General features: G+C 63.9%; 23 protein-coding genes. 16 read left to right on the top strand and 7 right to left on the bottom strand.

Annotated features, from left to right (window positions below):
* Positions 1–67: 67 nt before the first annotated feature.
* On the bottom strand, positions 68–2,035 hold the full coding sequence (locus tag BRA1417_RS0136380; RefSeq protein ID WP_027520028.1) for a methyl-accepting chemotaxis protein: 1,968 nt from the start codon (positions 2,033–2,035) through the stop codon (positions 68–70).
* A gap of 118 nt (positions 2,036–2,153) precedes the next feature.
* A complete protein-coding gene (locus BRA1417_RS0136375) occupies positions 2,154–3,119 on the bottom strand; it encodes a glyoxylate/hydroxypyruvate reductase A (RefSeq protein WP_027520027.1) in 966 nt (321 codons plus the stop codon).
* Positions 3,120–3,263: 144 nt separating this feature from the next.
* Here BRA1417_RS0136375 and BRA1417_RS0136370 point away from each other — a divergent pair, with 144 nt between their 5' ends.
* The 4 genes from BRA1417_RS0136370 to BRA1417_RS0136355 all read left to right on the top strand — a co-directional run bounded on the left by BRA1417_RS0136370 (position 3,264) and on the right by BRA1417_RS0136355 (position 6,026).
* Positions 3,264–3,632: a YciI family protein gene (locus tag BRA1417_RS0136370; RefSeq protein WP_027520026.1), complete on the top strand. Its 369-nt coding sequence runs from the start codon at positions 3,264–3,266 to the stop codon at positions 3,630–3,632.
* The gene (locus BRA1417_RS0136365; RefSeq protein WP_027520025.1) at positions 3,629–4,939 is read left to right on the top strand and encodes an RNA polymerase sigma factor; all 1,311 of its coding nucleotides are present in this window, start codon (positions 3,629–3,631) and stop codon (positions 4,937–4,939) included. Before BRA1417_RS0136370 ends, BRA1417_RS0136365 begins: the two co-directional genes overlap by 4 nt.
* A 99-nt stretch (positions 4,940–5,038) precedes the next feature.
* Entirely contained in the window at positions 5,039–5,575 is a 537-nt protein-coding gene (locus BRA1417_RS0136360) for an SRPBCC family protein (protein WP_027520024.1), read from the top strand.
* A 37-nt stretch (positions 5,576–5,612) separates the two neighbouring features.
* Positions 5,613–6,026 carry a VOC family protein gene (locus tag BRA1417_RS0136355; protein ID WP_027520023.1) on the top strand — a complete coding sequence of 138 codons (414 nt, stop codon included), beginning with the start codon at positions 5,613–5,615 and terminating at the stop codon, positions 6,024–6,026.
* Positions 6,027–6,133: 107 nt separating this feature from the next.
* On the opposite strand, the gene BRA1417_RS43345 is transcribed toward BRA1417_RS0136355, so the two are convergent.
* The 3 genes from BRA1417_RS43345 to BRA1417_RS0136340 all read right to left on the bottom strand — a co-directional run bounded on the left by BRA1417_RS43345 (position 6,134) and on the right by BRA1417_RS0136340 (position 8,230).
* The gene (locus BRA1417_RS43345) at positions 6,134–6,487 is read right to left on the bottom strand and encodes a hypothetical protein (protein ID WP_084462532.1); all 354 of its coding nucleotides are present in this window, start codon (positions 6,485–6,487) and stop codon (positions 6,134–6,136) included.
* 434 nt (positions 6,488–6,921) lie between these two features.
* A complete protein-coding gene (locus BRA1417_RS0136345; RefSeq protein WP_027520022.1) occupies positions 6,922–7,359 on the bottom strand; it encodes a hypothetical protein in 438 nt (145 codons plus the stop codon).
* Between the two features lie 82 nt (positions 7,360–7,441).
* On the bottom strand, positions 7,442–8,230 hold the full coding sequence (locus BRA1417_RS0136340) for an SDR family NAD(P)-dependent oxidoreductase (RefSeq protein WP_027520021.1): 789 nt from the start codon (positions 8,228–8,230) through the stop codon (positions 7,442–7,444).
* Between the two features lie 156 nt (positions 8,231–8,386).
* Here BRA1417_RS0136340 and BRA1417_RS0136335 point away from each other — a divergent pair, with 156 nt between their 5' ends.
* The 5 genes from BRA1417_RS0136335 (at position 8,387) to BRA1417_RS0136315 (ending at position 11,077) form a co-directional block, all read left to right on the top strand.
* The gene (locus BRA1417_RS0136335) at positions 8,387–8,752 is read left to right on the top strand and encodes a nuclear transport factor 2 family protein (protein WP_027520020.1); all 366 of its coding nucleotides are present in this window, start codon (positions 8,387–8,389) and stop codon (positions 8,750–8,752) included.
* Between the two features lie 78 nt (positions 8,753–8,830).
* Positions 8,831–9,235 (top strand): YciI family protein, encoded by a 405-nt coding sequence (locus tag BRA1417_RS0136330; RefSeq protein ID WP_027520019.1) that lies wholly within the window; start codon positions 8,831–8,833, stop codon positions 9,233–9,235.
* Positions 9,236–9,273: 38 nt separating this feature from the next.
* On the top strand, positions 9,274–9,636 hold the full coding sequence (locus BRA1417_RS0136325; RefSeq protein WP_027520018.1) for a YciI family protein: 363 nt from the start codon (positions 9,274–9,276) through the stop codon (positions 9,634–9,636).
* 94 nt (positions 9,637–9,730) lie between these two features.
* Complete coding sequence (locus tag BRA1417_RS0136320; RefSeq protein WP_027520017.1) at positions 9,731–10,471, top strand: TetR/AcrR family transcriptional regulator; 741 nt, start codon at positions 9,731–9,733, stop codon at positions 10,469–10,471.
* Between the two features lie 120 nt (positions 10,472–10,591).
* The gene (locus BRA1417_RS0136315) at positions 10,592–11,077 is read left to right on the top strand and encodes a DUF2852 domain-containing protein (RefSeq protein ID WP_007596323.1); all 486 of its coding nucleotides are present in this window, start codon (positions 10,592–10,594) and stop codon (positions 11,075–11,077) included.
* Positions 11,078–11,278: 201 nt separating this feature from the next.
* Here BRA1417_RS0136315 and BRA1417_RS0136310 read toward each other — a convergent pair whose 3' ends face one another.
* Complete coding sequence (locus BRA1417_RS0136310; protein WP_027520016.1) at positions 11,279–12,442, bottom strand: acyl-CoA desaturase; 1,164 nt, start codon at positions 12,440–12,442, stop codon at positions 11,279–11,281.
* A 315-nt stretch (positions 12,443–12,757) separates the two neighbouring features.
* On the opposite strand from BRA1417_RS0136310, the gene BRA1417_RS0136305 reads away from it, so the two are divergent.
* Positions 12,758–13,525, top strand: a complete 768-nt coding sequence (locus BRA1417_RS0136305; protein WP_027520015.1) for a serine acetyltransferase — start codon at positions 12,758–12,760, stop codon at positions 13,523–13,525.
* 35 nt (positions 13,526–13,560) lie between these two features.
* Here BRA1417_RS0136305 and BRA1417_RS0136300 read toward each other — a convergent pair whose 3' ends face one another.
* The gene (locus BRA1417_RS0136300) at positions 13,561–14,079 is read right to left on the bottom strand and encodes a DUF2231 domain-containing protein (RefSeq protein WP_027520014.1); all 519 of its coding nucleotides are present in this window, start codon (positions 14,077–14,079) and stop codon (positions 13,561–13,563) included.
* 541 nt (positions 14,080–14,620) lie between these two features.
* On the opposite strand from BRA1417_RS0136300, the gene tolQ reads away from it, so the two are divergent.
* From tolQ to BRA1417_RS0136270, 6 genes are all read left to right on the top strand, one after another.
* Entirely contained in the window at positions 14,621–15,337 is a 717-nt protein-coding gene (gene tolQ / locus BRA1417_RS0136295; protein ID WP_007596319.1) for a protein TolQ, read from the top strand.
* A 43-nt stretch (positions 15,338–15,380) separates the two neighbouring features.
* Positions 15,381–15,830, top strand: coding sequence for a protein TolR (tolR, locus tag BRA1417_RS0136290; protein ID WP_018453789.1), 450 nt, complete (start codon positions 15,381–15,383; stop codon positions 15,828–15,830).
* A gap of 3 nt (positions 15,831–15,833) precedes the next feature.
* Complete coding sequence (locus BRA1417_RS0136285) at positions 15,834–16,793, top strand: hypothetical protein (protein ID WP_027520013.1); 960 nt, start codon at positions 15,834–15,836, stop codon at positions 16,791–16,793.
* A 41-nt stretch (positions 16,794–16,834) separates the two neighbouring features.
* On the top strand, positions 16,835–18,178 hold the full coding sequence (tolB, locus tag BRA1417_RS0136280) for a Tol-Pal system beta propeller repeat protein TolB (protein ID WP_035969040.1): 1,344 nt from the start codon (positions 16,835–16,837) through the stop codon (positions 18,176–18,178).
* Positions 18,179–18,420: 242 nt separating this feature from the next.
* The gene (locus BRA1417_RS0136275) at positions 18,421–20,751 is read left to right on the top strand and encodes a bifunctional diguanylate cyclase/phosphodiesterase (RefSeq protein WP_027520011.1); all 2,331 of its coding nucleotides are present in this window, start codon (positions 18,421–18,423) and stop codon (positions 20,749–20,751) included.
* A 163-nt stretch (positions 20,752–20,914) separates the two neighbouring features.
* Positions 20,915–21,679 (top strand): hypothetical protein, encoded by a 765-nt coding sequence (locus tag BRA1417_RS0136270; RefSeq protein WP_027520010.1) that lies wholly within the window; start codon positions 20,915–20,917, stop codon positions 21,677–21,679.
* The last annotated feature ends 183 nt before the right edge of the window (positions 21,680–21,862 follow it).

The raw sequence follows: 21,862 nt of genomic DNA, 5'->3' as shown, positions 1-21,862 counted from the left end.
GTGGCGCGAGCCATCTCCCAAACGTCGTCCTGACTTTCGCCAGGACGACACGGAGTTTGTAGCCTCGCTACGCCGCGCGAATATGCGCGAGGAAGCGGTCCACCTCGTCGCGCAGCCGCTGCGATTGTTTCGACAGCTCGATCGCCGAGCCCAGGACTTCCTCGGCCGCTGTTCCCGTCGCGGCGATACCGGCGGTGACGCCCGCGATGTTTTGCGAGACCTCGCTGGTGCGGGCGGCTGCCTGCTGGACGTTCTGCGCGATCTCCTGCGTCGCGGTGCCCTGCTGGCCGACGGCGGCGGCAATCGCGGCAGAGATCTCGTCGACCTCTTGGATCGTTGCGCAGATCGACTGGATACCGTCCACTGCGCCGGTGGTCTCACCTTGTACCGCCGTCACCTGCGCGCCGATCTCCTCGGTCGCCTTGGCGGTCTGGGTTGCCAGCGCCTTCACCTCGGAGGCGACCACCGCAAAGCCGCGGCCGGCTTCCCCCGCGCGCGCCGCCTCGATCGTCGCGTTGAGGGCCAGCAGATTGGTTTGCTCGGCAATGCCGCTGATGAAGGAGACGACGTCGCCGATTTTCTGCGCGGCGTCGGCCAGACTCTGCACGCGCTCATTCGACCGTCGTCCGTCGCTGGCAGCTTTGCCGACCACCGAGGTCGCGTGCGCAAGGCGCCGGCTGATCTCTGTCATCGACGACGACAACTCTTCCGCGGCGGCAGCAACCGTCTGCACATTCTCGGAGGCGAGCGCGGAGGCCGACGACACCGTGCCGGTCTGCTGCCGCGACCGCTCGACAATATCGGACATCGAGCGCGCCGTGTTCTCCATCTCGACCGCGGCAGAGGAGACCGTGGTGACGACGTCGCGGATGCTGGCTTCGAAATTGTCGGCGAGCGCGGCGAACGCGCGCCGTTTCTCCGCTTCGGATTGCGCCTTGGTGTCGGCCTGTTCGGTCTGGAGCCGGTTGAAGTTGACGGCGTTGTCGCGGAACACTGCGACGGCCTTGACCATCGCGCCGACCTCGTCATTCGCCTTGCTGGCGGGGACGGCGACATCGAGGTGTCCGTCGGCCAGCTCGCGCATCACGCTCGTGATGGAGATGATCGGACGCGAGATGCTGCGGGCGATGAGATAGCCGACGATGGCGGCGAGCACGAGCCCGAGCGCGGCGATGCCGAATGCCAGCAGCCAGGCACGGTCGGCGGAGGCCACATAGTCGGCATTGTCCATCACGAGTTCGACCGCGCCGAGCGGCTTGCCGGAAAAATCCCTGATCGGTCCGAGCAGCGCGGCCACCGGCGTGGTGTCGAGCTTGGCCTGCCGTACCGTGAAGTCGCCGCCGGCGGCGCGGCCGTAATCGGCCGCATCGAAGAAGCTCTTGCCCTTCAGCGTGCCGCCGAACAGCTTGAAACCGCCGCCGTCCGCGAGATGGAAGGCGATGTCGACATGGCGGTTGCTCTTGAAGTCGTCCAGAAAGGACTGGCCGAAGGTCAGGCCAAACTCCACTGAGCCGAGATGCTTGCCGCCTTGCGCGATTGGCACGACGCCGCGAATGCCGAGCCCGGCCAGGCCGCCCTCGAGGCCAACCACGACCTTGTGCTCCTGGTTGGCCATGATCACGGTTTTGCGGAAGCCCGAGAGGTCGTCGCCAAATTTAGCAGGCTGGTGTACGCGCAAAAACGAAGTCGCGGGCGCCACGTGGAACTGGAACTGTTCGACGCCGTACTCCGATTTGGTCGCGGCAAACACCGGCCCGAACAGGCTGACCAGGGTATTGCGATCCTGCTTGGCCATCGCGTCCTGTGTCGCCGGCATCGCGGCCACGACGGCGCTCATGGCGGCGGCACGCTGGGACTCCTCGGCAATTCGCGACTGGAGCGCGTCGTAATGACTGCGAAGCTCGCGCTGGTCGGCCCGGTCGATGATGCCGGAAATGATCCACATCGCCCCGAGCACGGCAAACAGGGCGGTCGCCGCCGCCGTCACCGCCAGCGCAACCGTGATCCGCATCCTGAGGCCGAGCGTGAAGCGCATGTCCGACTCGTTCGTTGAGCGTTGATTAACAACGCCTATCAACTTCTCGCTAAGAGAGGATGAACGGGATACCGCCCGGCGATCCGTGATTTTACGGGCCCGGGCGGCACGTGAGGTCTCAATACCCCCGCGTCCGATCCACCACGTTCTCCAGCACACCACCCGCTTCGAACCGCGCGATCTGCTCGGCGACGTAGGTCGAGATCGCATCGGCGTCGGTATCGGCGGCGTTGTGCGGCGTCAGCAACACCTTGGGATGGGTCCAGAACCGGCTGTCCGCCGGCTGCGGTTCCTGCACGAAGACGTCGAGCGAGGCGGCGCCCAGCGTGCCGTCGTCGAGGCAAGAAAGGATGTCGGCTTCGTTCTGGAGGCCGCCGCGGCCGGCATTGATCAGCACGGGCGCACCGAGCGGGCTTTTGCGGTTGAGCTTGGTGAAGACGTCGCGATTGAGGATGCCGTGTGTCTCAGGCGTCAGCGGCAACAGGCTGACGAGAATATCGGTCGTGCGCAGGAATGCGTCGATCTGGCCGGCGCCATGGAAGCATTCGACGCCTGCGATGGTACGCGCGCTGCGGCTCCAGCCGGCGACGCGGAAACCAAGCCGCCGCAGCACATCGGCCGCGTCAGTGCCGAGCGTGCCCACCCCCATGACACCGACCGTGACGGCGCTCGCCGGCCATTGATATGTCGGCTCCCAGCGCTTTTCGCGCTGCGACTGGCGCAGATAAAGCTCCTGGCGGTGGTGCATCAGCACATGCAGCACGACGTATTCGGTCATGCGGTTGGTCAGGTCAGGCACGGCGACGCGCACCAGCGGCACGTCGGGCAGGCTCTTGTCCGCCATCAGCGCATCGACGCCGGCGCCCAGATTGAAGATCGCACGCAGATTGGGGAACGAGCCGAGGTCGCCCGGCACCGGCTTCCACACCGCGGCATAGTGCACCTCGGCCGGATCGAGCCCGGCATCGGGCAGCAGCACCACGGGGCGACCGCCGCTGACCGCGTCGAACCGGGCCTTCCAGCGCTCCGGCAGCCAGTTCTGCTGCGTGCTGTTGATCAGGACGGCCAGCGTGCCCATGGTCATTCGAAGTGCCTCTTTAAGTTCCGCTTTTGAAGGCTCTCCTTGGCACGATCTGCCGGATTTTTCTTGCAATTTTTTTCCGCAGCCATGTCGGGGCAAGGCATACTGGATCGTCTTCAAAACAAGCGCTCAGAGAAGGTACTGCCCATGCTTTATGCGATCCTTTGCTATCATGACGAGGACTTCGTCGGCTCCTGGAGCAAGGACCAGGACGAGGCCGTGATGAAGAAGCTCGCCGTGGTGCAGGAAGGTCTCGCGAAGCAGGGCAGGCTCGGCCCCGTGGCGCGGCTGCTGCCGACCACTGCGGCAGCGACGCTGCGCAAGGAGGACCCGCCGCTGGTGCTCGACGGTCCCTACGCGGAGACCAAGGAGCAGTTGCTCGGCTTCTATATCGTCGATTGCAAGAATCTCGACGAGGCGCTCGACGTTGCGCGCGACCTCGGATCGGCCAATCCCGGCGGCGCCTATGAGGTGCGGCCCGTGGGCGTGTTCAGGCCCGGAGGGAATCTGAAATGAGCGAGGCCGATACCGCCTGGATCGAGACCGCGCTGACCTCGGCGCGCCCCCAGGCGGTCGGCGCGCTGCTGCGCTATTTCCGCGATCTCGATACCGCCGAGGAAGCTTTTCAGAACGCCTGCCTGCGCGCGCTGAAGACGTGGCCGCAGAACGGGCCGCCGCGCGATCCCGCGGCCTGGCTGATCATGGTCGGCCGCAACGTCGCGATAGACGAGGTGCGCCGCACCCGCAAGCAGCAGCCGCTGCCCGAGGACGACCAGGCGATCTCCGATCTCGACGACGCCGAGGGTGCAATCGCCGAGCGGCTCGACGGCTCGCACTACCGCGACGACATTTTGCGGTTGATGTTCATCTGCTGCCATCCAGGCCTGCCGGCGACGCAGCAGATCGCGCTGGCGCTCCGTATCGTCTGCGGACTGACCGTGAAGCAGATCGCGCGTGCCTTCCTGGTGTCGGATGCGGCGATGGAGCAGCGCATCACGCGCGCCAAGGCCAAGGTCGCCGAGGCCGGGACGCCGTTCGAAACGCCTGGCGCGATCGAGCGCTCGGAGCGGCTCGCCGTAGTCGCCGCGATGATCTATTTGATCTTCAACGAGGGTTACTCTGCGAGCGGCGACACCGCCGCAATCAGAAAGCCGCTATGCGAGGAAGCGATCCGGCTGGCGCGGCTGCTGTTGCGGCTGTTCCAGAGCGAGCCGGAGATCATGGGGCTCACGGCGCTCATCTTGTTGCAGCATGCGCGCAGCGCCTCGCGCTTTGCCGCGGATGGCTCGCTGATCCTGCTGGACGACCAGGATCGCTCGCTGTGGAACGGCACCATGATCGCGGAAGGCCTCGCGCTGATCGACAAGGCGATACGCCATCGCCGTAGCGGACCCTACCAGATCCAGGCCGCGATCGCCGCGCTGCATGCCCGCGCGTCGACGCCTGAGGAGACCGACTGGGCGCAGATCGACCTGCTCTATGGTGCGCTGGAGGTGGTGCAGCCCTCGCCGGTGGTGACGCTCAACCGCGCAGTCGCGGTTTCCAAGGTGCGCGGACCGCAAGCCGCGCTCGACCTGATCGAGCCGCTGGCGCCAAAGCTTGCCAACTACTTCCACTTCTACGGCGTGCGCGGCGCTTTCCTGATGCAGCTCGGCCGCAATGACGAAGCCCGCGTCGCCTTCGACCGTGCCATCGCCCTCGCCAACACGTCCGCAGAGGCGGCTCACATCCGCGTGCATCTCGATCGCCTGATCCGAGACAGCCAGCCCAAGGGCGCCAATGGCGGCGCCAGGCAAGACGCCAAGGTCAAGGCGCCAAGGTGACGTAGGGACGATCTGCTTCGGGCGCAGCAAAATTTCTGCTTCGGCTTGTCGGACCCGACCCTCTCCCTTCGTCCTAGGACCGTATCCAGGGAGCCATTCATGCTGAAATCCATTGCCGTCATCGCCATCCTGTTCGTAGTCGGAATCGTGGGCGTGCTCGTCTTCGCCCTGACGAAGCCCGACACATTCCGCGTCGAACGCAGCCTCGCCGTCAAAGCGCCGGCCAATGCGGTTTATCCCTTTGTCGCCGATTTCCATCGCTGGACGGCCTGGTCACCCTACGAGAACCGCGATCCTGCGATGAAGCGGACGTTTGGCGGAACTGCGCCAGGCAAGGGCGCGACCTATGCCTGGGACGGCAACAACAATGTCGGCGCCGGCCATATGGAGATCCTCGAGGCGAGTGCGCCGTCAAAACTCCGGATCAAGCTCGACTTCGAGCGGCCTTTCGAAGGCCACAACACCGCCGAGTTCACCTTTGTGCCGCAAGGCGATGCCACACTGGTCACGTGGGCGATGTCCGGTCCGGCCCCGTTCCTGTCCAAGGTCATGCAGGTGTTCATCAACATGGACAGCATGATCGGCAAGGATTTCGAGGCGGGCTTGGCCAGCCTGAAGAAGCTTACCGAGAAGTAGCGCCTCACCCCGAACGAAAGCAAAACGGAGAGAAACGATGCTCAATCCCTATCTGTTCTATCAGGACACCTGCGAAGCGGCGTTCAATTATTACGCCAGGGTCTTGGGCGGCAAGATTGATGCGATGATGCGCACCTCGGATGCGCCGCCGGAAGTGCCCGCCACGCCTGGCCGCGAGAAGATCATCATGCATGCGCGGATGTCGCTGCCTGACGGAAGCGTGTTGATGGCTTCCGACGCACCAGGCGAGCATTTTCACAAGCCGCAGGGCTTTTCCATCTCGCTCACGGTCGCGGACCCCGCGGACGGCGAGCGCAAGTTCAATGCGCTGGCCGACGGCGGCAGCGTTACCATGCCCTTCAGCAAGACGTTCTGGGCCAAGGGTTTCGGCATGTGCGTCGACAAGTTCGGCATTCCCTGGATGGTGAACTGCCCGGCCGAGGGAATGTGACGAGCGCGATCGTTTGACGCGCCAGGCGGCGATCCCCTCTCCCCGACGATGCGGAGAGGGGCGCGCATGAGACGTTGCGTCATGTGCCGATCGACCGCGTGCCGCTCTCAGCGGATCGATCCGGTCACGTCATTGCTCGGTGGTTGGGAGGAGGGAACGCAGCGCGGACAGATCACGAGCTTTGTCCCGAGCTGCCTGTCATTCTCCGCTTCGATTTCGTCATGGATTGCCCACCACGCCGCGGAATACGGGTGCAAGGTGCCGAGGACTCTTTCCCGCTCCTGATTCGGATCACTCGCCCCAGGAGCTTGGGTCGCCGCACGACGCTTCACGCCGGAGGGACGGTTCGGATCCTGACCGAGGCCGTCCCATGCGATCGGACGGCGTTCCTGCGCAGGCGCAACCACGCATCCCATGAGCGTTGCGCAAAAAGTGAGCAAGACAAAGCCGTGTCGCATCATGCCGGACCCTTGGGTGTTGTATGCGACGCGCCAAGTCCGCATGCCGAAGCTTGCGACGCATCGCTCAAATGGAACCTAAGGGAAACGCCTGGCCGACACGGCCGAATATGGATTTTGCTGTCGCACCACATTGCGAAAGCAGTGAGGCCGCTTCGTGAAATCATGCGGACCGCATCGCACAACAACTGGCGCAATATTAGGCTGTGAACTCCGGGACAGAATCGTTATTTATTTCGTCATAAAATTTTAAAAGCTGGGGCGGGCGGACTTGGAAGGGGAGCGACCGATGGCGGCGGCGCTGCAGATCAACTTTGCACTTTGGGGTATGCTCATCTGCGCGAGCATGGAATTGACCGAGCTGATCCAGAGTTTCTATTAGACCTCAGGAAGCGTGTGACGGGCGGAATTGGCGGGCGCTTGCGTCCGCCTGATCATCACCGGCAGCGCGGATAGATCGCGGCGAGGTCGCGTCCCTTCAGCAGAAGCAACCGCGACGAGAGGCCGCCGCGGCGGCTGATCCAGTCGCGCACCGGGCCGGGATAGGCCGCAAGCACCGCATCGGATGCTTCCGGCTCGGCGTAGAAGCGTCCGCGCCGATCGACCGATCGCGCCGCATGGAAGCCGAGCACGGCACGCTTGGTGACGCAGATGCGCTCGCCCGGCACGATGCTCAGCACCAGTGTGCAGGCGGACAGGCAGGGACCGTCGATCACCACACGCTCGCCGCTCTCCCGCACCTTCTCGAACAAGTCGAGGAACGGCCCGACCTGTCCCCCGGGCGACTGGATGATGCGGATTTCGGCCACGGCGGGCCTGGACGCCAGCAGCGCGGATGCGAGCATCAAGGCCCCGAGGAAGGTGACGCGTCGCATGAAGCCTCCGCGAATTCGAGTCCGTAGGATAGGCCGACGAGAAGAGATGCGTGACGCTTCGCTAAGCCAACCTACGCCGTGTCTATCCGTTCCGCCGCTCGCCGCGCAGCGTCGGCAGGCCGATGCCTGCCGCATCGAAGCCGCCATCGACGGCCAAAATTTGGCCGGTGATGTAGCTTGAGCGTTCCGAGCACAGGAAGTAGATGGCTTCGGCAAGTTCCTCTTCCAGGCCGTAGCGGTTGAGCGGGATGGCGTCGTGATAGTCGGCGCGGATCTCCCTGGTGTGCACCTGCTTCGCCATGGCGGTGTCGACCGGTCCCGGCGCGACCGCGTTGACGCGGATGTTGAGAGACGCGAGCTCGACCGCGAGCTGCTTGGTGAGGTGCGCGAGGCCCGCCTTGCTGGTGCCGTAGGCCGAGCGCAGCGTCGAGGCGCGCACCGCCGAGATCGAGGTGATGTTGACGATGGCGCCGCCATTGCCGTCGCGCATCAGCGGCACCGCCGCCTTGGTGCAGAGGAACGGACCGGTGAGGTTGACCTCGAGCACGCGGCGCCACTCGGTCTCCAACGTCTCCATCAGCGGCGCGAACACGGCAATGCCGGCATTATTGACGAGCGCGTCGAGCCGGCCAAACCGCCGTTCGATCGTCGTCATCGCAGCGGCAACCGCGGTTGCGTCTGAGACGTCGCAGGTCAACGCCAGCGTGGCCTCGTCCCGGCCGATCTCGGCGACCGCGCGGCCGAGCAGCTCGCCCTCGATGTCGAGCAATGCCACCCCCCAGCCCTCGGCCAAAAACTTCTTCGCGGTCGCAAGCCCGATGCCGCGCGCGGCTCCGGTGACGAGGGCGAGTTTGTGTGGGGCCTGCGGCATTTGCTAATCCGTCCTGTGTTCGAGTGGGACGCGCGGCGCCCTTTGGGTCCGGTCTTTTACTTCGCTTTGGTCCCGACGAGAAAGGCCCCGACCGCGATGTCGGCGCGGCCGCCGCTGCATCGTCTTCCACAGAACGTCTGCCGAGGAGACCGACCGATGCCCTACGACCCCGCGCACATGATCCGGAACCTGTTTGCTGCCTATCTCGCCAACGACCGGCAGCAGGTGAGCGACGCGCTCGCCGACGATTTCCGCTTCACCAGCCCGTTCGACGACGACCTCGACAAGGCGGCCTATTTCGAGCGCTGCTGGAGGGACACCGGCTGGATCGCACGGCACGACATCGAGCGGATTTTCGTCCAAGGCGAGGAAGCCTTCGTCACCTATTTCTGCCTGGCGACAGATGGCAGGAGCTTTCGCAACACGGAGTTCTTCACCTTCGCCGGCGGCAAGGTCCGCCGCATCGAGGTCTATTTCGGCGCTGCCCGGCAGGACGGGCGTTTCCTGCCACAGGCGCGCTAAATAATTGTCGCCACGCTGTCGGTTCCGTCAGGGTTCGCTCGTCTTGGGTAAGGGCGACCAAGCACGCAAGGAATGCTCATGCGATTCATGATGCTGATGATTCCGCTCGGCTACGAGACCGCAGCGCCCGACGTTCAGCTCGATCCCGAGCGGGTCGCTGCGATGATGCGCTACAACGAGGCGCTGAAGGACGCCGGCGTGCTGATCACGCTCGACGGTCTGCACCCGCCGTCGATGGGCGCGCGCGTCTCGTTCGCGGCCGGCAAGCCCATCGTGACGGATGGTCCGTTTGCCGAGGCCAAGGAGGTCCTGGGTGGCTACTGGATGATCGAGGTTACCTCGCGTGCCGAGGCGATCGCCTGGGCCAAGCGGTGTCCGGCCGCACCGAACGAAATCATCGAGATCCGTCAGGTGCAGGAGATGAGCGACTTTCCGCCTGACGTGCAGGAGGCCGCCGCCGGTTTCGGCGACCTCAAGAAATAGCCGCAGCTTCGTTTATCCATCACCAAGGGAGAGAACCGATGAGCACAGACACCTATCTCGCCGTTTTCCTCGGCAGCAAGACCAGCTCCAAATGGGCCGCATGGAATGCGATGCCCGAGGCCGAGCGCAAGACGAAGGAGCGGGAGGGCATGGCGGCCTGGAAGGGCTGGGTCGAAAAACACCAGGGCGCGATCCAGGCCATGGGCGGGCCGCTCGGCAAGACCAAGAAGGTCGACGGCAAGGGCATCGCCGACATCGCCAACGAGATGGGCGCCTTCACCGTGGTGCGCGCGGCATCCCATGAAGCCGCGGCGAAGATGTTCGAGAACCACCCGCACTTCGCGATTTTCCCCGGCGAACGCGTCGAGATCATGCCGGTGCTGCCGATCCCTGGCGGCTAGACTTCGGCGGCCGCCCCAGACCGGCAGAATACGGGTCAACCAAACCCGTTGCCGCTAGTGACCTTCCTGCCCAGCTCATGTAAAGGTCGTTCACATGAGCTGGCGCAAGGAGACGCGCCGCGCCGAGCGCGGCTATCACCACGGCAATCTGAAGGAAGCCCTGTTGCAGGCCGCCCTCGGGCTGATCGCCGAGAAGGGCGCGGCCGGCTTCACCTTTGCCGATGCCGCGCGCATGGCCGGCGTCAGCGCGGCGGCACCGTACCGGCATTTTCGCGACCGTGAAGAACTGCTGTCCTCGATCGCGCAGCGCGGCTTCGAGCAGTTCGAAGCGCGCCTGACCGCGGCCTGGGACGACGGAGGGCCCGACACCGTCACGGCGTTCGAGCGTGTCGGCAGGGCCTATCTTGCCTTCGCCCGCGAGGAGCCCGCGTTCTACAACGCAATGTTCGAATCGGGCGTGCCGGTGGATTCCAATCCGGCGCTACAGGCCGCCAGCGAGCGTGCTTTCAACATCATTCGTGCCGCGGCGGAGCGGCTTGCCGCGCTGGCACCGCCGGGCACCCCGCGGCCGCCGGCGATGATGATGGCGCTGCACATCTGGTCGATGGCGCATGGCGTGGCCTCACTGTTCTCGCGCGGCGATGCTGCGCGTCGAAAGCTGCCGATGTCCCCGGACGAGCTGCTCGAAGCCGAGGTGCTGATCTATCTGCGCGGTCTCGGCTTCCCGACCGATCGCCGTCCCCCGGCGAAAAGCGCCGAGCCGCCGCCGGTGCCGCCGGAGGCATCCTCCGGTTCAGGCGTGCCGCCCGGTGGTCCATGGGGCAAGCCGAAATAAAGTTACCCAAATAATTGCCCCGCCCTGTTAGGCGGTCGGCTTGACAAAATCGCGGGATGATCTACCTATGTAAATGTTATTTACATTCACAACGGCGCTGATGCCGTCATGGAGAGGGAAATGGCCTACACCGCTGATGTCAATCGATGGCGCGGCCCTTCGGACCAACACTACGAGCGCCCCCACATGCTCAACACGCCCTGGCATCCCGGCTGGATCGCCGTGACCATCCTCGGCTTCATCATCTGGTGGCCGATCGGACTTGCCCTTCTCTTTTTCACACTCGGGAGCAGAAGAATGTCGTGCTGGAGCAACCAGGATCGCTGGCAGAACAAGATGGAGCGGATGCAGTACAAGATGGACCGTATGCGCGGCCGCATGGAGCGCCACGGTTTCGGCTTTGGCTTCGGCCCGCCCTCGAGCGGCAACCGCGCCTTTGATGAGTACCGCACCGAGACACTGCAGCGGCTCGAGGAGGAGCAGGTCGAGTTCAAGAACTTCCTCGACCGTCTGCGTCACGCCAAGGACAAGGAAGAGTTCGACCAGTTCATGGCGCAACACAAGACACGCCCGACCCCGCCGCCGACCGATCAGCAGCAAGGTTGATCTCAAGGTTGATCTCGGGACTGACGCCTCTCAAGCCGTCAGGCGCATGCCCCCAAAGTCCTGATGGCCCCGAGCCGCCCGCCTGCGCAACGCGCAGGCGGGCGGTTTGATTTGGGAATGCGCGTCAGGCTGCCGCGACCTCCGGATTGCGTTGGTCTCGAAAAGTCTTGGTCTGGAAAGTCCTGGTCCAGAGAGACTTGGTCAGCGCGCCGTGGCGAGCTGCGCGCGAACCGACTCCAGGAAGTGTTCGTAGGCGTAGTCCACGATCTCGTTGAGTGATCGCGTTCGCGCGAACATCGCTTTGGCCTCGGCGAGAAACTCCTCGCGGGTCGGAATCTTCGGCAAATGCAGATGCGTCAGTGCATCGACGCCTTCATGCGCGCGACTGAGGATGTCGTGCAGCGTCGGCAGTTGCAACTGGGCCAGATCGGCTCGGCGTAGCGCCGACGAGATCGCCTGCGCCAGTGTCTGCGCATCGAACCGTCCGGCAAGCTCGCGGGCCGCCCGGTTGATGACGCGTGCGCCGAGCGGCTGCTCGTTGCGCAGCACCTGCTCGGGCGGCGACTTCATGTTCCAGACGATGCCGAACCAGGACAGCACCTTCAGGATGTAATAGGTGACGTCGATTTCCCACCAGCGAAAACCTTGCCGCACGCTGCTTTGGTAGGCGTGGTGATTGTTGTGCCAGCCCTCACCGAGGGTGAACAAGGCCAGCAGCCAATTGTTGCGAGAATCATCGCCGGTCACGTACCGCTTGCGTCCATGCACATGGGCGAGGGAGTTGATGCAGAAGGTCGCGTGATAGACCAGCACGGTGCTCCACAGGAAGCCGACGACGAGGCCGGACCACCCGCCAACCAGGAAGCAGAGCACAGCCAGCGTAATGGCCGGCAGCAGTTCCAGACGATGCAGCCACATCAGCTCCGGATAGGCGGCGAAGTCGCCGACCTTCACGAGGTCGGTGCCATCGTGCTCCCGGTAGAAAATCCAGCCGAGATGGCTGTAGAGGAAGCCCCGATGACGCGGCGAATGCACGTCGTCTTCGGTATCGGAATGCAGATGATGATGTCGATGCTTGGCCGCCCACCACAAAACACTTTTCTGCGCGGTGCTTTGCGCAACCCAGGCCAGGATAAACTGAAACACCCGGCCGGTCGCGAAAGCCCGATGGGAGAAATAGCGGTGATAGCCTGCCCCGATTGCAAACATGCGCACGACATACAGAGAGGCGCAGATCGCGAGGGCCTGCCAGGTAACGCCTGACCAGATGGCCGCAAAGCAGCCGAGATGGACCAGCAGGAATGGCAGGGCGGAGGGATACATGATGTCGTCGTGTTGGTCGTCGGCGGGGGCGTTGGGCGACATGTATTGGCGTGACCTTGGATGACGAGGATTCGCTTCGCAGCATTGAGGGCCGCTGTGCACGAAAAACCCGGGGATGGCTGACCACTGCGGGGGTCTTGAACGAGATGCTTTGCCGGGACAACCCTGGCCCAAGGCGGCCGTACGAGGCAAAGCCAACCTGAGGCCATAGCTTCGGCCGCGAACTCGACTGACTATATATGATCCCGGCCGGCTGGCATGCAAGCTCGTAGCCTCACGGGGTGCGTGGCGCGCGGGCTGCCGACGCTCTATATCCAACAGTGAAAAGGAAGCGTCAAAACACCGCAGGCGGCAACGATGACGGAAGCGGCGATGATCGCGAGCGAAGCCCTCTGGCAGAATATCCGCGACGAGGCGCGGCGCGCAGCGGCAGCCGACCCCATGTTCGGTACGGCCGTTGTCGGTCTCATCCTCGCCCATGACGATTTTACCGCCGCACTGTCCGACCTGATCGGACGCCGGCTTGGCGACAGCGCGGCCGAACGCGCGCGCTTCACGACATTTTCCCGCGACGCCTTTCGCGGTCAGCCGGATCTGATTGAGGCGGCCGGCCGCGACTTGCAGGCGATCGTGCTTCGCGATCCCGCCATCAGCGGAGTGTTGGCGCCGCTGCTGCACTTCAAGGGCTACGTCGCCTTGCAGGCCTGGCGCGTCTCGAACTGGCTCTGGCATCACGACCATCGCGACGCGGCGCTACTGTTTCAGAACGAGGCGTCGAACGTCCTGCAGGTCAGCATTCATCCGGCGGCGAGCTTGGGATGCTCGGTGTATCTCGACCACGCCACCGGCATCGTGATCGGCGCCGATGTCGTGATCGGCGACGAGGCCATCATCCTTCAGAACGTCAGCATCGGTCGGGGCACGGAACTGCCGGCGCGCTCGCCTCGCATTGGTCGCGGCGTGTTCATCGGCTCCGGCGCGACAATTCTCGGCAACATCAGAATCGGCGATTTTGCCAAGATCGGCGCCGACACCGTCGTGACGAGCGACGTGCCCCAGGGCTGCACCGCAGTCGGCAATCCGGCGCGGCTGACCAATTGCCCCGAACCCGCCTCGGCGGCCTGACTCGCCCTCACGTCCTCAGGCGACGTGCTCCTCGTTCAGGCGGCGCGGCGGTGGCGCTCGCCGCCATGATGCGGGGTGACCGGTTCCGAACTGGTCTGGCCCGGCGCGTCCAGCACCGCGACATGATGCCGGTAGACCATTTCCCAGCCCTTCCATCCCGTGAACAGGAGGATGCCGACCACGATCAGCGAGAGCGCCACGCCCCACGGCTTGACCGCAGCCTCCGCGCCTTGCGCGTAGCGGAGGTAGAAATTGATCGCGGCGAGCACGACGGCTACGAGATTACCGATCATGTGATACCAGGCGTCATTGAGGCTGCGGATGCGGGCGTCGCTGAAGAAGTCGGTGAAGCCGGCCACGGCGGCAACGAGCGCCATGACGATGCCGGCGCCGATCAGCCACATGGCGGCTCTGGCCCAGAAGCCGTCGCCGGTTCCGATGAAGGCGAGATCGGCGATGGGCGCGCCGACCAGGAAGCCGACGGGGAACGGGATGATCATGGGGTGGAGCGGATGATCGCCGATAGCGGCGGTCGACTTGGGGTTGATGCTCATGGCAAAACCTCGCGAGAAGTGATTTTCCAGACAATTTTTCGGGCCGGGGCTGGTTCCTCCGGCGGAGAGCGGGCTCCGCTAATGATGCGCACGGGGAGCGGAACTCTGGTGTCCAGGGCGCACCGCAACGTCCCGTCCAAAACGCGCCGCAGAGCCGAGGCCCCGCACGGGCGTTGCGGTGGGTGGCGGAACGCGGAACCGCTCGCCGGCCAGCCATTCCCCCTGCGCCACCTCTCTTTCCCGCAGCCAAATCCGCCCGCGGTAACCCAGCATTAACCATCGCCGGGCTCTGGTAATTGCGGACAATCGCGCCCAAAGCCCGAAGTCTGAGCCTTGGGATCGGGCCCATAGTTTTGACATCTTGGCAGGGAATGCAGGCGGCTGGCTTTGGACGAGCCCTGCACCCCAGAAAGACAAGGCTTTGAGCGGGCTTGCCGGCCGCGCCGGTTCTAGCGCGGCTATTGGGGAACCGGCGGCCATTTGCTGGCCGGGACATTAGATCGGGACATCAGGTAACGATCGCCTTGAGAGGATACTGCCTATGAATCCGGCCGACGTGGCTCAGTCAGCCCTTCCGGTTGCCGCTTCCGCGGACGTGTCGCTGATCGCGCTGTTCTGGCAGGCTCACTGGATCGTGAAAGCGGTGATGCTGGGGCTTCTCGCCTGTTCCGTCTGGGTCTGGGCGATCGCCATCGACAAGATCTTCCTGTTTGCCCGCACCCGCCGCTCGATGGACCGTTTCGAGCAAGCTTTCTGGTCCGGCGAGTCGATCGAAGACCTCTATCGCACGCTGTCGGCCAAGCCGACGCATTCCATGGCGGCCTGCTTCGTCGCGGCAATGCGCGAGTGGAAGCGTTCGTTCGAGAGCCAGGCCCGCTCGGTCGCAGGCCTTCAGATGCGCATCGACAAGGTCATGAATGTGTCGATCGCCCGCGAGGTCGAGCGGCTGGAACGCCGGCTGCTGGTGCTCGCCACCGTCGGCTCCGCAGGCCCGTTCGTCGGCCTGTTCGGCACCGTCTGGGGCATCATGTCGAGCTTCCAGTCGATCGCGGCGTCTAAAAATACCTCTCTGGCGGTGGTGGCCCCCGGCATCGCGGAGGCGCTGTTTGCGACCGCCGTCGGCCTTATCGCCGCCATTCCTGCCACTATTTTCTACAATAAGTTCACCTCCGAGGTGAACCGGCAGGCCCAGCGGCTCGAAGGCTTCGCCGATGAATTTTCAGCCATCCTGTCGCGCCAGATCGACGAGCGGGGCTGACGGACGGCATGTATAGTGTGAAGGGCAATTTGGGCACCAGACCATGGGCATGAACGTTGCGAGTTCGTCCGGAGGCGGTGGACGCCGTGGCCGGCGCAAGCCGGTCGTAGCCGAAATCAATGTCACGCCGATGGTGGACGTGATGCTGGTGCTGCTCATCATCTTCATGGTGTCGGCGCCGATGCTGACGGTCGGCGTGCCGCTCGACCTGCCGCAGACCCAGGCCAAGAGCCTCGAAAACAACGACCAGAAGCCAATCCAGATGTCGGTCGACATCAAGGGCAAGGTGTTCATCAACGACGCCGAGATCGCAATTAACGAACTGATCCCGAAGCTGAAGGCGATCACGGACGCGCGCGGCGGGCTCGAGGAACGCATCTATCTGCGTGCCGACAAGAAGGCGGATTACGGGACGGTGGCCAAGGTGATGGGCCAGTTGTCCGGCGCAGGCTTCAAGAAGCTGGCGCTCGTCACGGAAGCGGATCAGGGGTAGACCGTGAAGGTGAAGGTCGACAAGACACTCGTTGCGTCGATTGCCCTCCACGTCCTCGTGCTGGGATGGGGGCTCGTCACCTTTAGCAGCAGGGCTTTCGTTCCGGCAGAAGAGTCGCTGCCGATCGACATCATCTCCACCGACCAGCTCGCGCAGATGATGTCGGGGCAGAAGACCGGCGACAAGAAAGAGCCGAAGCCGAAGGTCGAGAAGATCGCGGAAGCCAAGCCCGAGGAAGACGCTGTCGGCAAGGTCACCGAGAAGAAAGAGCTGATCAAGACCAACTCGACGCCCGAGCCGCCGCCCAAACCCGTCGAGAAGCCGGTCGAGAAGAAGCCCGAACCGCCCAAGCCCGTGGCTGAAGCCAAGCCGAAGGAAGAGCCGAAGCCACAGGAAAAGAAGCCTGATCCGGCCAAGGAAGATCCGATCGCCGAGCTCCAGAAAAAGCTCGAAACCAAGAAGCCGCCGCCCAAGCCCGTGGAGCAAAAGGTTGCGGCAGTACAGCCGCAGCAGCAGCCGAAGCCCAAGGAGCGCACCTTCGATCCCGCGCAGATTGCCCGCGACCTCGACAAGCGTGCTGCCACCCGACACGAGCTCACCGGCGCGGCGCTGAATGCGTCGGCTGCGCTGGGCTCGACGACCGGGACCGCCGCCAACAATGTCGCGACCTGGCAAGGGGCGTTTATGGCAGCGGTCAAGCGCTGCTTCACACCTACTTACAACGGGCAGGACGCCGATCAATACGAAGCTGACATCGATATTTTCATGAGGATCGATGGATCGCTGGCGTCTGAGCCGGTCGTCGTTGCGGCGAGGGGACCGTCGCGGTCGATTGCTCAGGCAGTGGCGGAGAGTGGCAAGCGAGCCATCGTGCAGTGTCAAGTCTATTCGTTCCTGCCAAAGCAACAGTATGACACTTGGAAAACGATTCCGATGCGCTTCGGCCTGAAAGATATGTTGTGACATCCGAACAAAAGAATTTTGCGATGAATGACGCTCGATCGATGAACCGCCGCCGCTTCATGACTATCAGTGGATCTGCGTTGGCGATGCTTGGGGGAGGACATGCCCTGGCCCAGGCCCAAAAGCGGCTTGAAATTAATCCCACCGAGTTTCGGCCGATCCCGATTGCGATCACCAATTTCGTGCCGGGCTCGCCCGCCGACGGCGACGTTGGCAACGGCGTCACCCAGGTCATCACCAACAATCTGAAGCGCTCGGGCCTATTCGCGCCGGTCGACCAGGCCGCCTTCATCGAGCGCATCAGCAACATCGACGTCGCGCCGCAATTCGAGAACTGGAAAACCCTCAACGCGCAGGCCCTCGTCACCGGCCGCATGACGCGGCAGCCGGACGGACGCCTCAAGGCCGAATTCCGCTTGTGGGACGTGGTCACCGGTCAGCAGCTCGCCGGCCAGCAATATTTCACCTCGCCGGAATATTGGCGTCGCATCGCTCACATCATCTCCGACCAGATCTATGAGAAGCTGACCGGCGAGAAGGGCTATTTCGACAGCCGCGTGGTGTTCGTCGACGAGACCGGGCCGAAGGAGCGCCGCGTCAAGCGGCTCGCGATGATGGACCAGGACGGCGCCAATGTGCGCTACCTGACCCGCGGCTCCGACCTCGTGCTGACGCCGCGCTTCTCGCCGAACTCGCAAGAGATCACCTACATGGAGTTCGGTCAGGGCGATCCGAAGGTCTATCTCTTCAACATCGAGACCGGCCAGCGCGAGATCGTCGGCAACTTCCCGGGCATGACCTTTGCGCCGCGGTTCTCTCCCGACGGCCAGCGCGTCATCATGAGCTTGCAGCAGGGCGGCAATTCCAACCTGTTCGTGATGGATCTGCGCTCGCGCTCGACCACGCGCCTCACCGACACGCCCGCGATCGACACCTCACCTTCCTACTCCCCGGACGGCACCCGCATCTGCTTCGAGTCCGATCGCGGCGGCAGATCGCAGATCTATGTCATGGCCGCGGGCGGCGGAGCGGCGCAGCGCATCTCCTTCTCCAAGGACGACAATAACGCGACCTATTCGACGCCGGTGTGGTCGCCGCGCGGCGATTACATCGCCTTCACCAGGCAAGGTGGCGGGCAGTTCTCGATCGGCGTGATGAAGCCGGACGGCTCCGGCGAACGGCTTCTCACCTCCGGCTACCACAACGAAGGTCCGACCTTCTCGCCGAACGGCCGCGTGCTGATGTTCTTCCGCGATCCCGGCGGCAGCGGCGGGCCGTCGCTGTTCTCCGTCGACATCTCGGGACGCAACGAGCTGAAGGTGCCGACGCCGGGCTTCGCCTCCGACCCGGCATGGTCGCCGCTATTGTCCTCGACATCGGGCTAGCCGCCGCCCGCGGCGCGCGATGATTTGACCGCGCGCCTTTTCCGAAAACTTTGCCAGATGTTTCCCCGCGATAATTGTTCTTTAAGGTTGCACTCGGCAAACTTTTCCCATCGGCTTGTTTCTATTGATGTATTTCGATTACTGGTCACTCAAAACAACTCGACTTTAACGATGTTCCCTCAGAAAGACTTCATACCGGATCGGTAAAACTGCGCTCCAGACAGGACGCGCGTAAACACCAGATGCAGTTTGCAAGTCAGAGCGGAGAGCCGGAACAGCGGCCGCCGAAAACTTCGGCGGCGCAAATCGATTCGCTGTTCGAAGCGCCGGGCCCGTTGCTGGCCGGACTCATTTTCGTGTCGATCGGTGCGGCCCTCACCGCGCTGAGGACGGGCGAGCCGCTGATCTGGGCGTGCGTCGCACTTCTGATCCTGGCCGGGACCGCGCGGGCGATCGACCTGCGTCTCTATCAGGCACGTCAGGCGGTCATGACCGTCGAGGCGGCCGCACGCTGGCAGAAGCGCTATCAGATCGGGGCAAAGATCCAGGCGGCTGCCATCGGCATCTGGTGCGCCACCGCCCTGTTGGCCACAGACGACGCCGTGGCTCACATGATCGCCTTGTCGGTCACCACCGGTATCGCGGCGGGCGGCGCGGGCAGGGCATATGGCCGGCCTGCGATCTTCCACCTCCAGGCCGTGCTGATTTTCGGTCCGGCCGTGCTTGCCTTGGCGCTGCGTGGAACGCCCTACTACATCGCGATGGCGCTGGTCAGCGGCGCGTTCCTGATGGCGATCATGCAGCTTTCGGTGAATCTGCACCGAATTTTCATGGGAGCGGTCGTGGCACGGGAGCGCGAAGCCGCGCTCGCCGGCCAGTTCGATACGGCGCTGAACAACATGCCGCACGGCCTCTGCATGTTCCGCGTCGACGGACAGCTGGCGGTCATGAACCACCGCTTCGGCGCAATGATGAATCTGCCGGAAGGCCTCGCGCAGCGCGGCATCAACGCGCGTGACATTGTCGCGGCGTGCGTCAGCGCCGGATCCATCTCGGCTGGGAGCGGCGAGCGGATCGTCGCGGACATCGAGAGTTCGCAAGCCAAGGAGATCATCACCGCCGATCCCGACACGCAGCGAAACCGGTCGTTGTGCTGGACTGTCCAGCCGATGGCTGACGGTGGCGCGGTGGTGCTGCTCGAGGACATCACCGACCGTCGCAGCGCCGAAGCCAAGATTACGCATCTGGCGCGCTACGACGACCTCACCGCGCTCCCCAACCGGGTTCATTTCCGCGATGAGATCGAAAGGCTGCTGGCGATCTCGCACGATGCCGAGCGCCTGTCCGCGCTGCTGTTCGTCGACCTCGATCAGTTCAAGCAGGTCAATGACACGCTCGGCCATCCCTGCGGCGACCAGCTGCTGTGCGCGGTCGCCAACCGTCTGCGCGAGATGCTGCGCCCCGAGGATTTCGTCGCCCGCTTCGGCGGTGACGAATTCGTCGTGTTCCAGGAGAACATCTCCTCGCCCGAGGACGCCGCTGCGCTGGCGCGCCGGATCGTCGAACGGCTGAGCGAGCGCTACCGCATCGACAATCATCTGGTCGAGATCGGCGCCAGCGTCGGCATCGCGTTGACCTCACCGGAGGGCGTCAGCGCGGACACGCTGCTCAAGAACGCCGACATGGCGCTGTACCGGGCCAAGGCCGACGGCCGCGGCACCTTCTGCTTCTTCCGCGACGAGATGGCGGCGACGGTCGAGGCGCGCCGCATCCTCGAGCTCGACCTGCGCAAGGCGCTCGCCAACGAGGAATTCGAGCTGTTCTACCAGCCGCTGGTCAATCTGAAGTCCGGCAAGATCACGACGTGCGAGGCGCTGCTGCGTTGGAATCATCCAGTGCGCGGCACGGTCTCGCCGGTGGACATCATCCCGGTCGCCGAGGACATGGGGCTGATCGTCGACCTCGGCCGCTGGATCCTGCGCCGCGCCTGCATGGAATGCATGAAATGGCCGGAAGGCGTCAACGTCGCCGTCAACTTCTCGCCGCAGCAATTCCACCAGCGCGACGTCTTGAGCGAAATTCGCTACGCACTCGAGGTTTCGGGGCTGCCGGCGCATCGGCTGGAGATCGAGATCACCGAATCCTCGCTGTTGCGCAACACCCAGCTCACGCACGATATCCTGTCGCAATTGCATGCGATCGGCGTGCGCATTTCGCTGGATGATTTCGGCACCGGCTATTCAAGTCTCAGCTACCTGCACAATTTCCCGATGCAGAAGGTGAAGATCGACCGCTCCTTCCTCGAAGGCATCGACGCCGACCGGCCGCTGACGCTGCTGCGCGGCGTGGCGCGGCTGTCGGCCGATCTCGGCATGGCGGTCGTGGTCGAGGGCATCGAGACCAATGATCAGCTCGAGCTGATCAGCGCCGACGGCACCGTGACCGAAGGGCAGGGCTATCTGTTCAGCCGGCCGGTGCCCGCAGTCCGGATTCGCCAGTTGCTCAATGCCTCGCATGGCCGTCGCGGGGCTGAGGACCAGATCGTCATGGTGTCCTCGCGATCGATCGCCTGATCTTTCACTGCCTGCTCCTTCAACGCCTTGGCTCTTGTTCGCGCCCCGTGTTCTTGCGGGCTGCAAAGGTTAACCCTAACGTTTCTAAGCCTTTGCAATTCCGTTAATGAACCATTAATCTCGCCACACTCGCAGAAGTTGCTTTGGAGTGTAGGGGTACTGGATGACGTCTGGAGCTGAACCGCAAACGGTGCTCCTTCCGCGGGGAGCCGCTCTGTTTGACCGCATCGATTACCGCCTGATCGAAACTCCCGAGGACCGAGACAACCTCTATCTGATGCGGTACCGGGCCTATCTGCACGCCGGACTGATCGAGCCGTCGGAGTCGCGGCGCGTGACCGATCGCTTCGACGATGCGCCCAACACCTGGAATTTCGGGGTTTATGTGGATGGAGAGCTCTGCAGCTCCGTTCGCATTCACGTCCTGACGTCCGACTGGCGGATGTCCTACACGACCGAAGTGTTTGGCGACGTCCTGCATCCCCGCCTCGATCGGGGCGAAGTTCTCATCGATCCGTGCCGGTTTGTTGCCGATCCCGAAAAGCACCAGCGTTTTCCGGAGCTGCCCTATCTGACGGTGCGGCTGGCTTTTGTGGCTTGCGATCATTTCAACGCCGACACCGGGCTGGCCATGATCCGGACCGACCATCAGGCGTTCTATCGTCGCGTCTTCCTGCACGAGGCGATTTCACCGGAGCCCCGCGGGTTTCCGGGCTGGCCGACCAAGAAGGCGGTGCTGATGGCGTCCGATTTCCGGAACCAGCGGGAAAAGGTCCTGACGCGCTTTCCGATCATGCGCTCCAGCGCTTTTGAGCGGCGCATGTTGTTTCAACGCAGCAGCCCGCGCCAGGCCGCCCCGCGCCCGGTGTCGCTGGCCACCCAGTGGACCCCCGACGTAGCCGCCTCGGCAACGGGTTCTGCCCGCTAGGTCCCAGGGTCTGACCTCAAGGTCCGGCCCAGCGTCTCCGCGCGAGAGCCTAAAATTCCAGCAAAGGCCGCGGTTTTTGCCGGTCGGCGCAGCTTGCCTTCACCATCGCGCCACATTTACAACCCATTAACCATGACGGTTGCTTTTCGCTGGTTGGGGGCATTTGACCGGCTGTGGCAAGGT

It is taken from the genome of Bradyrhizobium sp. WSM1417 (assembly GCF_000515415.1).
GTDB lineage: Bacteria > Pseudomonadota > Alphaproteobacteria > Rhizobiales > Xanthobacteraceae > Bradyrhizobium.
The sequence above is the reverse complement of the archived record's forward strand: the minus strand, read 5'-3'. Positions and strand labels throughout refer to the sequence as shown.

Bases quoted from the DNA above. Each gene is read 5' to 3' on its own strand.
- BRA1417_RS0136365 (WP_027520025.1), top strand. From the start codon at position 3,629: ATGAGCGAGGCCGATACCGCCTGGATCGAGACCGCGCTGACCTCGGCG.
- BRA1417_RS43345 (WP_084462532.1), bottom strand. From the start codon at position 6,487: ATGATGCGACACGGCTTTGTCTTGCTCACTTTTTGCGCAACGCTCATG.
- BRA1417_RS0136270 (WP_027520010.1), top strand. From the start codon at position 20,915: ATGACGTCTGGAGCTGAACCGCAAACGGTGCTCCTTCCGCGGGGAGCC.
- BRA1417_RS0136375 (WP_027520027.1), bottom strand. From the start codon at position 3,119: ATGACCATGGGCACGCTGGCCGTCCTGATCAACAGCACGCAGCAGAAC.
- BRA1417_RS0136315 (WP_007596323.1), top strand. From the start codon at position 10,592: ATGGCCTACACCGCTGATGTCAATCGATGGCGCGGCCCTTCGGACCAA.
- BRA1417_RS0136380 (WP_027520028.1), bottom strand. From the start codon at position 2,035: ATGCGCTTCACGCTCGGCCTCAGGATGCGGATCACGGTTGCGCTGGCG.
- BRA1417_RS0136335 (WP_027520020.1), top strand. From the start codon at position 8,387: ATGCCCTACGACCCCGCGCACATGATCCGGAACCTGTTTGCTGCCTAT.
- BRA1417_RS0136325 (WP_027520018.1), top strand. From the start codon at position 9,274: ATGAGCACAGACACCTATCTCGCCGTTTTCCTCGGCAGCAAGACCAGC.
- BRA1417_RS0136360 (WP_027520024.1), top strand. From the start codon at position 5,039: ATGCTGAAATCCATTGCCGTCATCGCCATCCTGTTCGTAGTCGGAATC.
- BRA1417_RS0136340 (WP_027520021.1), bottom strand. From the start codon at position 8,230: ATGCCGCAGGCCCCACACAAACTCGCCCTCGTCACCGGAGCCGCGCGC.
- BRA1417_RS0136355 (WP_027520023.1), top strand. From the start codon at position 5,613: ATGCTCAATCCCTATCTGTTCTATCAGGACACCTGCGAAGCGGCGTTC.
- tolR (WP_018453789.1), top strand. From the start codon at position 15,381: ATGGGCATGAACGTTGCGAGTTCGTCCGGAGGCGGTGGACGCCGTGGC.
- BRA1417_RS0136300 (WP_027520014.1), bottom strand. From the start codon at position 14,079: ATGAGCATCAACCCCAAGTCGACCGCCGCTATCGGCGATCATCCGCTC.
- BRA1417_RS0136345 (WP_027520022.1), bottom strand. From the start codon at position 7,359: ATGCGACGCGTCACCTTCCTCGGGGCCTTGATGCTCGCATCCGCGCTG.
- BRA1417_RS0136275 (WP_027520011.1), top strand. From the start codon at position 18,421: ATGCAGTTTGCAAGTCAGAGCGGAGAGCCGGAACAGCGGCCGCCGAAA.
- tolB (WP_035969040.1), top strand. From the start codon at position 16,835: ATGAACCGCCGCCGCTTCATGACTATCAGTGGATCTGCGTTGGCGATG.
- BRA1417_RS0136330 (WP_027520019.1), top strand. From the start codon at position 8,831: ATGCGATTCATGATGCTGATGATTCCGCTCGGCTACGAGACCGCAGCG.
- BRA1417_RS0136320 (WP_027520017.1), top strand. From the start codon at position 9,731: ATGAGCTGGCGCAAGGAGACGCGCCGCGCCGAGCGCGGCTATCACCAC.
- BRA1417_RS0136310 (WP_027520016.1), bottom strand. From the start codon at position 12,442: ATGTCGCCCAACGCCCCCGCCGACGACCAACACGACGACATCATGTAT.
- tolQ (WP_007596319.1), top strand. From the start codon at position 14,621: ATGAATCCGGCCGACGTGGCTCAGTCAGCCCTTCCGGTTGCCGCTTCC.
- BRA1417_RS0136305 (WP_027520015.1), top strand. From the start codon at position 12,758: ATGACGGAAGCGGCGATGATCGCGAGCGAAGCCCTCTGGCAGAATATC.
- BRA1417_RS0136370 (WP_027520026.1), top strand. From the start codon at position 3,264: ATGCTTTATGCGATCCTTTGCTATCATGACGAGGACTTCGTCGGCTCC.